This is a genomic window from Kaistella sp. (assembly GCF_041824135.1).
GTDB lineage: Bacteria > Bacteroidota > Bacteroidia > Flavobacteriales > Weeksellaceae > Kaistella.
This window is the reverse complement of the sequence record NZ_JBGZYM010000119.1, coordinates 1-13,256: the sequence shown is the minus strand read 5'-3', so window position 1 is coordinate 13,256 and position 13,256 is coordinate 1. Positions and strand designations below refer to the sequence as shown.

Below are 13,256 nucleotides of genomic sequence, written 5' to 3'. Positions count from 1 at the left end.
GAAGAATTCGAAGACTTACTAAAAAATCAAATTGAAGTGTTGTAATGTCATGTTCTGAACCATTTTTATCAAAGGGTTTTTCGTAAATTTACCTTTTAAAAGTAATAGTATGAAAAAGTTATTTTTCCTTTTCATTTTCACATCTGTCTTCTTTCAGGCGCAAGAAATAGAGGACATGCAAGAAGGATTCTTTTTTTCAGAAACCAGTAAAAATTACTTTAGGGTCGATATTCAAAAACCTTACGATTATTATCAACCTAACTCCTGTTATGTGGATGCTGAATTTAGAAGAGCACAGTTTGAGGGAGGCGACACTGCATTTAATAGAGAACTTTACCGTTATATTTCTGCTTATGTTGATAAAGAAATTTATGTGGTCAATGGAACATTCTTTCTTCAAATGTCTATTGACAGAGAAGGAAAAGTGGTCGATTTAAATGTAATTCCAAAAGTTGAAAACAGCGATGGCTTTTTAAAAGATTTAAAATTTGCCGTTAAAAAAATCAAGAAAAACTGGACACCTTCAAAATGCAATGGAATTCCCGTGAATTCCAAAATAAGAATTAAACTTAACTTTGTAACTGAAAGCATTGATGTTTAAATAAAACGCAAACTATATTTTTAAAACTCTGTGAGAAATCGCAGAGTTTTCTTATTTTTAAAAAAAATATCCGTGCAAAAATATCTACTTTTTCTATTCTGCAGTTCCCTGATGTGCTCCCAAACGATTTACGAAATGTATCCCGATAAGCAAACAGCTTACATTGGCGGAAACGTTCAATTTTACAAGGATTTTCACCACATTTTAAAAGATAAAAACATGGAACCTTGCGCAGACAAAAATGAAACTCTACACTTTCGACTGGTGGTTTATCCTGATAAAAGCATTAAATATGTAAAGTCCGAAGACCCGATCGCAGCAAGCTACAAGTGTACTTCCGAACTTTCAAAACAAGTGGTGAAACATATGAAAGGTTGGAATCCCGCAGAAGTTAATGGAGAAAAGGTGGCGGCAGCAACTACCTTCCTTATAATTCCGAATGAACTCTTTGGTGACTTGCCAGCAGGTTACGACCCGATTAACGATTTACAAATGGCGACTTATGAAGGTGGAATCCAGCAATTCAGAAAAAAAGTTTTCCAAGGAATTGATATTCGTGGTTATAATTTCAAAGCACCAGTTCGAATGGAAGCCACTTTTTATATTGAAATAGATGGAACGATGAGCAACATCGAGTTGGCAGAATCTTCAGGCATAAAAGTTTTCGACGATATGCTCATTACTTCACTCTCAAAAATAAAAAACAAATGGAAACCCGGTACGATTCATGGAATTCCAGTACGCTACAAATTCAGATTGCCGATCGCTTTCGCAAATTAAAAAAGTGCCAATTTAAAGAATTATGAAAAACACCTTTTTGTTTCTCTTGCTTTTTGCCGCTTCATTATTTGGCGCTCAACAAAACACAAATACAGTTTCCAAAGAATGGGAGAAAGATGCTTTTTACAAACTGGGGAAAGAAAAGTTGGATAAAGATTTCAAGCGTGCAATCACTTATACGGTAGCTGAAAACTATGTCATTAATGGCGTCGTTACTTTTGCTCTTTATATTAATGAGAATGGCTTGGCTAAAATCATAGACATGAAACCGAAATTCAAAAATGATCAACTACTATTGGATGATTTGAATTATGTACTGCGCAAAACACATAAAAACTGGCAGCCAGCCCAAAAAGAAAATAAAGCTGTAAACTCTATTTATTACTATAAAATCGATTTTACGACCGAAGTTTACGATCACGATTAATTACTAAAATATCGACCGCATGAGAATATTTTATTTGCTTTCAATACTATTTTCCACCTTAGTTTGTGCTCAATTTTTAGAGCGTTACCCAGAAAATCAAGTTTCCTATACGGGTGGCGATATAGCTTTCTACAAAGATTTCCATCAAATTTTAAAAGATGAGAACATTACTCCGTGTGAAAACAGACAGGAAATGTATGTATTAAAAGTAGTTGTTTACGAAGATGCTTCGGTAAAGATCGTGAAGGAACAGAATGAAGAAAAATTAGAGAGGAACAAATGCACTTACGAAACCATTAAAAAAGTATTGCCCGAAATGACTGGCTGGAATCCCGCAATTTATCAAGATAAAAAAATGCCTGCTGTGGCTGAGATCCCCATTTACTTGGATGATTTATTTGAAAATTTCCCTGATGGTTATGCAGCTGCAAAATACATTACACAACCCGAATTCCCTGGAGGCTTACAGAAATTCAGAAACAAACTTACCGGCGCAATTAGGATCCCAAATTTGGATAACACAAACGGAGAATTCACCCTCAGAATCGCGTTCGAAGTCAATGAAAACGGTCAAATGGAGGACATACGTCTCTTAGATAAAACCGGTTACGAAAGATTTGACACCAGCATTATTAAAGGAATCCAGTATCTAAAATACAGGTGGAAACCAGGAAGTTTTCATGGTGTTCCAATTAAGACTAATCTTAGAATTCCGATTCATTTTACTTTTCACTAATCTGCCATTCTGTCATAGAAATTTGTATATTTGCACTCGTATTTTGAATTTAAAATCTAAAATTCAAAATCTAAAAATTTATTACGGTGCAAGAAAAATATATAGACGAAACTAAACAGGGCGAAGCTTTCGCTATCGCAGAAAAACCAGAAAACGGAAAGAAACTTTTCCTGGAAAGCTACGGCTGCCAGATGAATTTCTCTGATTCTGAGATTGTTGCTTCCATCCTAAACGACCAAGGTTACAATACGACTTTAGTTCCCGAAGAAGCAGATTTAATTTTATTAAATACTTGTTCTATTCGTGACAAAGCTGAACAAACGGTTCGGATGCGACTTTCTCAATTCAAAAATTTGAAAAAAGAAAAACCAAGCTTAACCGTGGGCGTTTTGGGTTGCATGGCTGAACGGTTGAAAACTAAGTTTTTAGAAGAAGAGCAGTTAGTTGATCTGGTTGTTGGACCCGATGCTTACAGAGATTTACCCAATTTATTAAAGGAAACTGAAGGCGGCCGAGATGCGATCAATGTTATACTATCTAAAGAAGAAACCTACGCTGATATCAGTCCGGTTCGTTTAGGCGGAAACGGCGTTACAGCTTTCGTGACGATCACGCGTGGTTGCGATAATATGTGCACCTTCTGCGTTGTTCCATTTACCCGTGGACGTGAACGTAGCCGCGATCCTCATTCTATTATTGAAGAATGTAAAGAACTGTGGAACAACGGTTACAAAGAAATTACCCTACTTGGCCAAAACGTAGATTCTTATCTTTGGTTCGGAGGTGGCGCCAAAAAGGACTTTAAAAAGGCAAGTGAAATTCAGCAATTAACCGCAATTAATTTTGCGCAGTTGATGGAAATGGTGGCGCTTGCAGTTCCGCAAATGAGATTGAGATTCTCCACATCCAATCCGCACGACATGAGCACAGAAGTTTTCAAAGTCATGGCGAAATACGACAATATCTGCAAATATGTTCACCTTCCCGTTCAAAGTGGAAGCGACAGAATGTTGGAGAAAATGAACCGTCAACATACACGCGCAGAATATTTAGCACTTATCAATAAAGCAAAAGAATTGCTTCCTGGAGTTTCATTTTCCCAGGATATGATCATCGGGTTCTGTGGTGAAACCGAAGAAGATCATCAGTTAACTTTAAGCTTAATGCGTGAAGTAGAATACGATTACGGCTACATGTTCTCTTATTCCGAGCGTCCGGGAACTCCGGCAGAAAAGAAAATGGTCGATGATATTCCGGCAGATGTTAAACAAAGAAGATTGGCAGAAGTCATTGCTTTACAAGGTGAACTTTCCCGTAAAAGAATGCAGGGTTACGTGGGTAGAAATCATGAAGTTTTAATCGAAGGAACTTCCAGAAAGAATGAAAACCAATGGAAAGGCCGTAATTCTCAAAATGCAGTTTGCGTTTTCGATAAACTCGAAGGTCAAAAATTAGGTGACCTTGTGACCGTTTTCGTGCATGGAAATACGCAGGGAACACTTTTAGGGAAAACAGTTTAGCTTTTTGAAGCAGACATTTAGTAAAATCAAATGTTTGTTTTGAATTTTTTTTATGGCAGACATTTCCGCGTTCCACTCCCGCTTTTTTGCACTACGCTTCGCTCCGTGCAAAAAGAGCTCCGTTCAAACCTACTGAAATGGTTAGACGATTCAATTAAAAGAAATAAAATAACAGAGTCAAGTCGGGCTGCAAGTAAAGCGAAAAAAAAGAAAATAGTAAAAAGACAAAGGATAATTCTTTAAAATCGAATGAAAGATTTACAAAACATCCAGCTTTTAAAAAACATTTCGGCATTGTTAGAAAATGCAAGGAAGAAAGTTGTTGTGGCAGTAAATCAAACCATGGTCCTTACTTATTTTGAAATCGGTAGAATGATTGTAGAAGATGAGCAAGGTGGAGAAAACCGCGCAGAATATGGAAAGAATTTGTTGAAAGATTTATCAGTTCATTTAACTGAAAAATTTGGGAAAGGTTTTTCCGAAACTAATTTGCGACAAATGAGAAATTTTCACATTTTCTATTCCGAACAAATTCAGCAGACACCTTCTGCTGTTTTACAAAATAAAATTCCGCAGACAGTGTCTGTGAAATCTGAAATTGGTCAGACGAAAACAAAACCGTAGGAATTAACTTTTGTCAAGATAAAAGCGAATCGTTTGAAAAAGCTCTTAGAAGAGAATACTTAAAAAAACACTGTAATTTTTACATTGTAAATTATATAAAGAAAAATGACAGACTTACAATCTATAAAAACACGCTTCGGAATCATTGGGAATTATCCGGTTCTCAATCGTGCTTTACAAAAAGCAATTCAGGTTGCTCCAACAGATATTTCTGTTTTGGTAATGGGTGAAAGTGGAGTTGGAAAGGAATTTATTCCTAAAATTATCCACGGAGAATCCAAGAGAAAACACCAACCTTATATCGTCGTCAACTGTGGTGCAATTCCAGAGGGAACCATTGATTCTGAACTTTTTGGTCACGAAAAAGGAGCATTTACCGGAGCAACTTCAACCCGAAAAGGATATTTCGAAGTAGCAGATGGCGGAACTATATTTTTAGATGAAGTTGGAGAATTACCTGTCCAAACGCAAGTTCGTTTACTTCGCGTGTTAGAAAGTGGTGAGTTTATGAAAGTAGGTTCTTCGCAAGTTCAAAAAACAAATGTAAGAATCGTAGCTGCAACCAACGTTAATATGTTACGCGCTATTAATGACGGAAGATTTCGGGAGGATTTATATTATCGACTCAATACGGTGCAAATTGATATGCCCGCTTTGCGTGAGAGAAAAGGAGACATTCATTTGCTCTTCAGAAAATTCGCCATTGATTTTGCCGAAAAATACAGAATGCCCGAATTGGTTTTAAGTGATGATGCCGTTCAGTATTTAGAAAACTATCCCTTTCCTGGAAATATCCGTCAGTTGCGAAATTTAGTAGAACAAATGACGGTTGTTGAACAGGAAAGGTCAGTAAATTCTGTTAAGTTAGCCGAATACATTCCAATGCAGACGCAGCTTCCAGCGGTTATTCAAAAAGGAAGCGGCATTTCTTCCAACGAATTTAATTCAGAAAGAGAGATCATGTATAAAATCCTTTTTGATATGAGAAATGACTTGAATGATTTAAAATCCTTAACTTCCGAATTGATCAAAAATCGCGAAAACAGCGATTTCAGTCATCAGGAAAAGAATCTGATCAACAGAGTTTTTACGCCAGATACGCAAGTTCAGAATCCAGGCTCAATGCTTTATTTTGAAAATCAGAAGCAATATCAAAATTCTGTGATCTCCAAAGCAGATGAAGATTATGAAGATGTAGAAGATATCGAAATTGAAGAAACAAAAGAGGATTCACTATCGCTTCAAAACAACGAAAGAGAATTGATTGTCAGAGCGTTAGACAAACACAAAGGCAGACGAAATAAAGCGGCAGACGAGTTGGGAATTTCTCAAAGAACCTTGTATCGCAAAATCAAACAATATAATTTAGAAGACTAATGAAGAAATTTCAGCTAACAAATCATACGTTGCAGAGAGGACTGAAGGTCTTTTCTCTACTTTCTATATTTTTTCTAATCTTAAATTGTTACAGCTTCACGGGTTCCTCTTTAAGTCCAGAAACGAAGACGATTGAAATTCGCGATTTCCCAAACAATGCACCCCTGATGAATGCGAGTTTGTCACAAGAATTTTCAACAGCGATTCAAAATCGGTTTTTGCAACGAACAACTTTAAAAGGAACGAAGGAAAAACCAGACATTCTGATCGAAGGAGAGATTACAGATTATTCGATCACGCCAACCACCATATCCAGTTCGGTGAACGCGCCAGGTGGAAATATTCAGGCAGCCCAAAATAAACTGACTATTACGGTTAGAGTCCACTACGAAAACAATGTTCCGAATGAGGAAAGTAAAAGTTTCGACCGAACTTATTCTGACGAAGCAGTTTTCAGTAGCGATTTAGACATTAATACTATTGAAACTTCTCAGGTTAAAGTGGTAAATGAAAGAATCATCAATAAAATTTTTAATGATATTGTAGCCAATTGGTAATGAACGGAAGAATTTTAGAATTAGCAAAAAACCCAGAATTATTTCAAATCAAAGATTTGGAATTGCTGAACGGTGAGATCAATAAACATCCCTACATTCAAAGTTTACGTGCGTTGCATTTATTGGGAACGCACCGCTTGAAGCCAGAAAATTACGCCAACGAACTTTCTGTAACCGCAGCATATACGACCGATAAAAAAATTCTTTATCAGTTGATTAATTCAGTAGAAAAATCAAAACCTTCATCTGCTATTGTTGAAGAAACAAAACCCGAAATTGAAACTGCGCCAGAAGTAGTAGCCGAAAATGAAGTTTTATCAGAAGAACCAAAGAATAAATTCACAGAAATTGAGTCTAAAGAAATTGAAGCTCCAAAACCCGTTTTCGTTAATGGTGAATTAAACAGGATTTTATTTGAAGGCGAAGAAGATTTTTTAGAGCGTGAAATTGAAATCATTGATTTAGAATCGACCATCGAATCTGGACAAATTGTAACCCAAAAATCGGAAGTTGCAGTCAATCCAGCAGAAAAACCAGTATTTGTAGAAGCAAAAGATGCCGAAACCTTTAGCAAAGAGACCATTGTTGAAGAGGAAATCATTTCGGAAGAAAAAGATTTAATTGAAAACTCATCTAATGTAAGTCTTCATGAAACCGAAGAATTTTTACCAGAAGTAAAAGTAGAAGCACCGATTGCTGATTCAGCAACAGACGATCTTCCAAAATTTTCGGAAACTGATGATGCTGAAACCTTTAGCAAAGAGATCATTGTTGAAGAGGAAATCATTTCGGAAGAAAAAGATTTAATTGAAAACCCATCTAATGTAAGTTTTTATGAAACCGAAGCGTTTTTACCAAAAGTAGAATCGTCGATTGAAGATGCAGCAACAAACAATCTTCCAAAATTTTCAGAAACTGATGATGCCGAAACCTTTAGCAAAGAGATCATTGTTAAAGAGGAAATCATTTCAGAAGAAAAAGATTTAATTGAAAACCCATCTAATGTAAGTTTTCATGAAACCGAAGCGTTTTTACCAGAAGTAAATGTAGAAACGCCTACCGAAAATCCTGAAACAGAAGATGTCCATAACTTTACCGAAACTACAGACGCTGAAAATTTCAGTAAGGAAGTTATTATTGAAGAAGAGTCCATTTCTGAAGAGGAGACTACGATTGAAGACAGCAGTAAATTGAGTTTTCATGCCACTGCTGAGTTTTTACCGGATGTTAAAATTAGCTCTAACCCTAAGAAAGAAGAATTTAAAGAAGTTGAAAAACCTGCTTTAAATAAACATGAAGCCGAAATGCAACGTCTCATTGCAGAAGTAGAAGCAAAGATGAAAGCTTCAAAATCGCAGAAAAAATCCTCAGCAGAAAAAGACGAGACACCGAAAAGTGCTGAAGTAAATTTTTCTGAAACACAAAGTTTTGATCTTGAAAAAGCAGCAGATAAAAAACCTGCAGTTATTGAAAAAGAAGAAGAAGATCTTGAAGAGGAAATAATCACAGAAGAACAACCATCAACTGAAGAAAAAATAGAGTTACAATCTACCTCAATTGTTGAAGAATCAATTGAGAAGGAAGTAGAAGCAGATCAAGAAAAGAAATCAGAATGGAAGCCAATGTCTTTCGCTTCCAATATTCCAGATGCTTTAATTTCTAAAACGACCGAGGAAACTTCTGTTAAAAAAGAAGAAGTTGAAACGCCAAAACCTTCCATTATTAAGCAAGCTGAAAAGGAAACTTTAAAAGAGGAAACTCCAGCTGCAGAACGTCCAATTTTCAATGTGTCTTTCTTTACTCAAAACGTTTCGGCGCAAGAAAAAGAAAATAAGAAGGAAGAAATCCAACCTTTAGTTGAAGAGAAAAAACCAACTGAAATATTGGAAGACAGCAATGTTCCGAACTTTATCAATACGTGGCAAAGTTGGTTAAAAATCGACCGGACTAAAGAAGTCGCAAAGGAAAAAATTGAAATTTCAATTACAGAAATTAAAAATAAAGTCATTGAAAACTTCATCGAAAAAGAGCCAAGAATCTCAAAATTAAAAGAAGAATCAGATTTCGTTATTAAAGAAAGAAATGACGATATTTCCCATTTGATGACGGAGACATTGGCCAATCTTTACACCGAACAAAAGCTCTACGCGAAAGCAATTAAAGCCTTTGGGATTCTGTCCGAAAAACATCCTGATAAAAAACCTCACTTCGACGATAAGATCAAACAAATCAAAGAATTACGTCAGAATAAATAAAAGAATAACCCACTACAAATAGTGGGTTATTTTCATTCTATATTTTTCCGATTAACGGCTTCAACATTGATAGTTTTTGAATTTCGATCTGTATTAAAATTTCGAAATTTCCGCCAAAGTTTTCTACCTAAAACCAAGACAATAACAATCAAAATAATGGTCGCGATAAAGGCGATTATTGGCGCAGTCATTGCCAAAATGGACATTACTCCTGCGCCGGCAGTTTCCGTTGTCGCAACCACAGAATTCCCCAAACCTCCAGTTGTCGCCGTAGATGCTGCACGCGTTCCAGCAAAACCAGAACTAATTGCAGCGGCAGTGCCACCACCTGCGATCAAAGCCAAAGCCCATTGTGGAAATGTTCCCATGTCAGCGAACTGACTCGCAAACATGACAGAGCCCGCAATAGTAGCTAAGGGAATCGACATCGTATCTAAAAGGTGATCAATAAAAGGAATGTAATAAGCGAGAATTTCAACAACGGTCGCAATTCCGGTGGTAATTAAAACCGGTAAGCCGGCAAGCCAATGAAAATTTTCGTTCATCGGAATCCAACCCATATAAGAAGCAAGACTTACGGCAAACATGGGCAAAAAAACTCGAAAACCAGTTGCGGCAGCTAAACCAATGCCCATAAAAGCACTCAAAACATAAGGCAAATACGGAATATTATCAAACATCTTTGTGAATTTTTAGATTATTAGTAAACCAAATTTACAAAAAACGTGCTATGATTCTGCATTTACTTTATTGATTCACAAAGTTTTAAAAAATTTTCTTCTACCACTTTAAAATGATCTGGCATTTCTTTAGAAACCCAAAAAACCATTGATAATGAGTTCGTCCCAAATTTTTCTACAAAGAGATTTTTATTTAGACGATAACATTCTCGCAATAATCTTTTGATTCTATTACGATCGTGCGCTCTCTTAAAATGTTTTTTAGAAACAGAAACTCCTATTTTTTGATGGTCAAAAGAGAAATCTTCCTGAGGTTTCATATCTAAATTCAGCGTCATAATTCGCAAATTATCGCACGTTTTCCATTTGCCTTTTTCAAAAAGCAAAGCGATATGTTTTTTATGCTTCAATTTTTCTTCTTTCGGAAGTTTGAAATCACTCATCTTTTTTTATTAAATAATTAATGACTTCCGCTGCCGCATACAAACCAAAAATTGCCGGTATATAACTGATCGTTCCGTAGAAAGACCTTTTGAAATTACTACCATCAGTCATTTTCAAACTTTCTTCATCCTGAATTTCTGTCGAGAAAACGCACCGAATTCCCTTGTCAATATTTTCTTTTTTCAAGCGTTTCCGAACCTGTTTCGCAAGATGGCAACTCTGGGTTTTATGAATATCCCGAACCAAAACTTTGGACGGATCCATTTTTCCGCCAGCACCCATGCAGCTGACGATTTTAATTTTTCTTCGGCGGGCATTTAGAATCAAGGTAACCTTCGGTGAAACACTGTCAATACAGTCTAGCACGTAATCATAATGTTGATGATCAAAGATGGTTTCCATGTCTTCAGGATTTAAGAATTGATTGAGTTGAGTCAATTGTAAATCTGGATTAATGTCTAAAAGTCGCTCACCAACTATTTCTACCTTCGGTTTTCCGATCGTTGAGTTCAAGGCTGGAAGTTGCCGATTAATATTTGTTAAGTCAACCGTATCACCATCAACAATCGTCATTTTTCCGATACCTGCTCTCGCTAAAAACTCAGCCGCGAAGGAACCAACGCCGCCCAACCCAATTACCAGAAGATTTGCATTCTGCAGTTTTTCTAAACCTTCCTCTTTAATCAGTAATTCTGTCCGTTCGAGCCAGTCTTTATTTATCATCAATGGGAATATTAAATATTTTTAAGTTTTCTTCAATGTGTTGAACCAGATTTTCAACTTTTATACTTTTTAAATCTGCTACTTTTTGATAGAGCAATTCTATTTCAAAATCTTCAGCATCAGTTTCCAGAAAAAGTTTTTCAGTCGGAAACTGTTTTACAAATTTCTGCAAATTTACATTTTGCAACACAGATTTTCCAAAACTTAAATAAAAATCGTGTTTTTGTAATTCGTCACCGATGGTTTTTCTTTTGTTGAAACCGTGAATAATCATCGGAACTTTTGCTTCTTTTTGAAAGCTAATCAATTGTGAATATCTTCTGACGCAATGAATAATTAAAGGTTTACTGATCTCATTGGCGAGTTCAATTTGACGCTGAAAGACGTTTTCCTGAATTTCATCATCAATATCAATAAGTCCATCTAAACCACATTCCCCAATTGCCAGACAATTTTTATGTTTCGAAATTTTCTGTAACCAATCAAATTTCTGATCAATATTTTCCGCACTAAAATGAGGATGAATTCCAGCCGAAAAAAAACCTTTTGGTATACTTTCCCGAAAACCTAAATTATAAATTCCGGTTTCTTTTTCTAAACGATGATGATGGAAATCGAAATAAGTCATCCTCAAAAATAACAAAAAAGGCATTCCTGTTGATTAAACATTTGTTTTAAATTGTATTATATTTTATTTAACTTTACTAAATACAACCACACCGATGAAAAAAAAATTTACTGAAAAACAAATCCATATACTTAACGTCGCAGAAAAACTCATTGCTAAAAAGGGTTTTGAGGGAACTTCTGTCCGCGATATTTCTACCAGCGCCAACATTAATGTCGCCATGATCTCCTATTATTTTGGGTCAAAAGAAAAAATGATGTCTTATCTCTACAGATATCGAGTACAAAAAACCAGAGAGAGTTTTGCAGAATTTGCGGAAATTATCAGAGAAGGAAAATCTGAAATGCAGATGAAAGAATTGATTAAATATGTAGTAAATCAATTATTTAAATTCAATTATTTTCACGGTTTTGTAACACAAGAACTTCGTCATACCGAACATTTAAAAGAAGATCTACTCGAATTCTACACTACTTTCACGACCAAAATTGATGACGTCATTAAAAAAGGAGTTGCTTCTGGCGTTTTTACAAATGCGCCGAAACCAGAAGATATTCTAACACTAATTGTCGGTTCATCACTCTTCGTGATTCGGAATAAGAACTTCTACGAGCTCTATGTTTCTGGTAAAGAAGAGAACTATCTGGAAGAAGCTGAGAAAAAGATCCTGGCAAACCTTTTAGTGACTGTTTTTTCGCTTTTAGGGTACCAACCGGATTAAAATAATAGTTAAATTATCATAAAAAAATATCTATTGATAAAAAAGTTATATTTTTGCACCCTGAACCGCAGAAATTACATTTAATAATAAGGTCTGCTATATTATATTTATGAAAAAGTATTTGATTATTACACTTGCATTCTTTGCATTATCTGCCTGCAACAGGCAACAGGATTTAGCATTGAAAAGTGCAGATAAAGATTATATCTTAAAAGTAGCGAACGAAAATTTCGAAAAGAAAAAGTGGACCAACGCTTTGGCTCTTTATGAAAGACTTTCCAACTTAGTAGCAGGAACAGATGACGCTGCAAATGTCGTTTATAATTCTGCGTACGCAAATTACTACGATAAGAACTACAAATTGGCTGGGCACCAATTCAAGAATTTCTCAGTAACATTTCCACAGGATGCCCGCGCAGAAGAAGCAGCTTACATGTCGGCATTATGTTACTACGAAGGTAGTATGGATTACAACCTGGATCAAACCAGTACGGATTTAGCGATTAATGAAATGCAAACTTTCCTTAACAACTATCCCGATTCTGAGAGATCGAAGAACATCGATAAATTAATTGATGAGTTGACTTATAAATTAGAATTTAAGGCTTACGAAAACGCGAAGCAATACTACAAGATGGCTGATTATAAAGCTGCAAGTACGGCTTTTGAAAATGTGTTAGATGATTTCCCAAGTACCAAACTGCGTACGAAGATTTACGATTACATGTTGAAATCGAAATATGAATTGGCTGTAAATTCAGTTTATGGTTTGAAAAAAGACCGTATCGAAACTGCTTTATCGTTCACCAAACAAATCGAAAGAGAAGTGCCGGGAACTGATAATGCAAAAACTGCTGCAGATCTTCAAAGCAAATTAGTAAAAGAAAAAGAAACTTTTGCTGAATTGGAGAAGAAAGTAGAAGCCAGGAATAAAGAAATGAAAGACAAACAGCAAGAAGCTGAAGCGGCGATGAACCTGGAAAAAGACAAACGCAGTGCCGAGCAAGGAAGAAGAGACAGCGCAGCGCTGGCAAATCCTACTCCAGCAGCTACTTTCAAAATCAAAAAGTAATCCGTATATTTGCAAACTCAAAATATAACAACCAACTGAAAATGAGCGTAAAAGATTCTAAAGCCGAATTAAGTACAATAACTTACGATAGAGATAAAATCGAAGAAAACG

15 protein-coding genes are annotated in these 13,256 nt (G+C 35.8%); 11 read left to right on the top strand and 4 right to left on the bottom strand.

Annotation, left to right across the window (positions count from 1 at the left end; genetic code table 11):
• The first annotated feature begins 109 nt into the window (after positions 1-109).
• From ACEYOS_RS15055 to ACEYOS_RS15015, 9 genes are all read left to right on the top strand, one after another.
• Positions 110-601, top strand: a complete 492-nt coding sequence (locus ACEYOS_RS15055; protein WP_373709130.1) for a hypothetical protein — start codon at positions 110-112, stop codon at positions 599-601.
• A 72-nt stretch (positions 602-673) separates the two neighbouring features.
• Positions 674-1,381, top strand: coding sequence for an energy transducer TonB (locus ACEYOS_RS15050; protein WP_373709129.1), 708 nt, complete (start codon positions 674-676; stop codon positions 1,379-1,381).
• Between the two features lie 22 nt (positions 1,382-1,403).
• Positions 1,404-1,808 carry a hypothetical protein gene (locus tag ACEYOS_RS15045; RefSeq protein ID WP_373709128.1) on the top strand — a complete coding sequence of 135 codons (405 nt, stop codon included), beginning with the start codon at positions 1,404-1,406 and terminating at the stop codon, positions 1,806-1,808.
• A 19-nt stretch (positions 1,809-1,827) separates the two neighbouring features.
• Complete coding sequence (locus tag ACEYOS_RS15040; RefSeq protein WP_373709127.1) at positions 1,828-2,544, top strand: energy transducer TonB; 717 nt, start codon at positions 1,828-1,830, stop codon at positions 2,542-2,544.
• An 86-nt stretch (positions 2,545-2,630) separates the two neighbouring features.
• Positions 2,631-4,064, top strand: coding sequence for a tRNA (N6-isopentenyl adenosine(37)-C2)-methylthiotransferase MiaB (miaB, locus tag ACEYOS_RS15035; RefSeq protein WP_373709126.1), 1,434 nt, complete (start codon positions 2,631-2,633; stop codon positions 4,062-4,064).
• Between the two features lie 249 nt (positions 4,065-4,313).
• Positions 4,314-4,688, top strand: a complete 375-nt coding sequence (locus ACEYOS_RS15030) for a DUF1016 N-terminal domain-containing protein (RefSeq protein ID WP_373709125.1) — start codon at positions 4,314-4,316, stop codon at positions 4,686-4,688.
• Positions 4,689-4,793: 105 nt separating this feature from the next.
• Entirely contained in the window at positions 4,794-6,065 is a 1,272-nt protein-coding gene (locus tag ACEYOS_RS15025; RefSeq protein ID WP_373709124.1) for a sigma-54 interaction domain-containing protein, read from the top strand.
• Complete coding sequence (locus ACEYOS_RS15020) at positions 6,065-6,622, top strand: LptE family protein (protein WP_373709123.1); 558 nt, start codon at positions 6,065-6,067, stop codon at positions 6,620-6,622. The genes ACEYOS_RS15025 and ACEYOS_RS15020 overlap by 1 nt, the downstream gene beginning before the upstream one ends.
• Positions 6,622-8,877 carry a hypothetical protein gene (locus tag ACEYOS_RS15015; RefSeq protein WP_373709122.1) on the top strand — a complete coding sequence of 752 codons (2,256 nt, stop codon included), beginning with the start codon at positions 6,622-6,624 and terminating at the stop codon, positions 8,875-8,877. The genes ACEYOS_RS15020 and ACEYOS_RS15015 overlap by 1 nt, the downstream gene beginning before the upstream one ends.
• Positions 8,878-8,909: 32 nt before the next feature.
• Here ACEYOS_RS15015 and ACEYOS_RS15010 read toward each other — a convergent pair whose 3' ends face one another.
• The 4 genes from ACEYOS_RS15010 to ACEYOS_RS14995 all read right to left on the bottom strand — a co-directional run bounded on the left by ACEYOS_RS15010 (position 8,910) and on the right by ACEYOS_RS14995 (position 11,376).
• Positions 8,910-9,557: a DUF4126 domain-containing protein gene (locus ACEYOS_RS15010; RefSeq protein ID WP_373709121.1), complete on the bottom strand. Its 648-nt coding sequence runs from the start codon at positions 9,555-9,557 to the stop codon at positions 8,910-8,912.
• A 62-nt stretch (positions 9,558-9,619) separates the two neighbouring features.
• Positions 9,620-10,000 (bottom strand): ribonuclease P protein component, encoded by a 381-nt coding sequence (gene rnpA, locus ACEYOS_RS15005; RefSeq protein WP_373709120.1) that lies wholly within the window; start codon positions 9,998-10,000, stop codon positions 9,620-9,622.
• Positions 9,993-10,721, bottom strand: coding sequence for a ThiF family adenylyltransferase (locus ACEYOS_RS15000; protein WP_373709158.1), 729 nt, complete (start codon positions 10,719-10,721; stop codon positions 9,993-9,995). Before ACEYOS_RS15000 ends, rnpA begins: the two co-directional genes overlap by 8 nt.
• Entirely contained in the window at positions 10,714-11,376 is a 663-nt protein-coding gene (locus ACEYOS_RS14995) for a TatD family hydrolase (RefSeq protein WP_373709119.1), read from the bottom strand. Before ACEYOS_RS14995 ends, ACEYOS_RS15000 begins: the two co-directional genes overlap by 8 nt.
• A 70-nt stretch (positions 11,377-11,446) precedes the next feature.
• On the opposite strand from ACEYOS_RS14995, the gene ACEYOS_RS14990 reads away from it, so the two are divergent.
• Together ACEYOS_RS14990 and ACEYOS_RS14985 are read left to right on the top strand one after the other, a co-directional pair.
• The gene (locus tag ACEYOS_RS14990) at positions 11,447-12,073 is read left to right on the top strand and encodes a TetR/AcrR family transcriptional regulator (protein ID WP_373709118.1); all 627 of its coding nucleotides are present in this window, start codon (positions 11,447-11,449) and stop codon (positions 12,071-12,073) included.
• A 109-nt stretch (positions 12,074-12,182) separates the two neighbouring features.
• Positions 12,183-13,145, top strand: a complete 963-nt coding sequence (locus tag ACEYOS_RS14985; protein WP_373709117.1) for an outer membrane protein assembly factor BamD — start codon at positions 12,183-12,185, stop codon at positions 13,143-13,145.
• Positions 13,146-13,256: the final 111 nt, after the last annotated feature.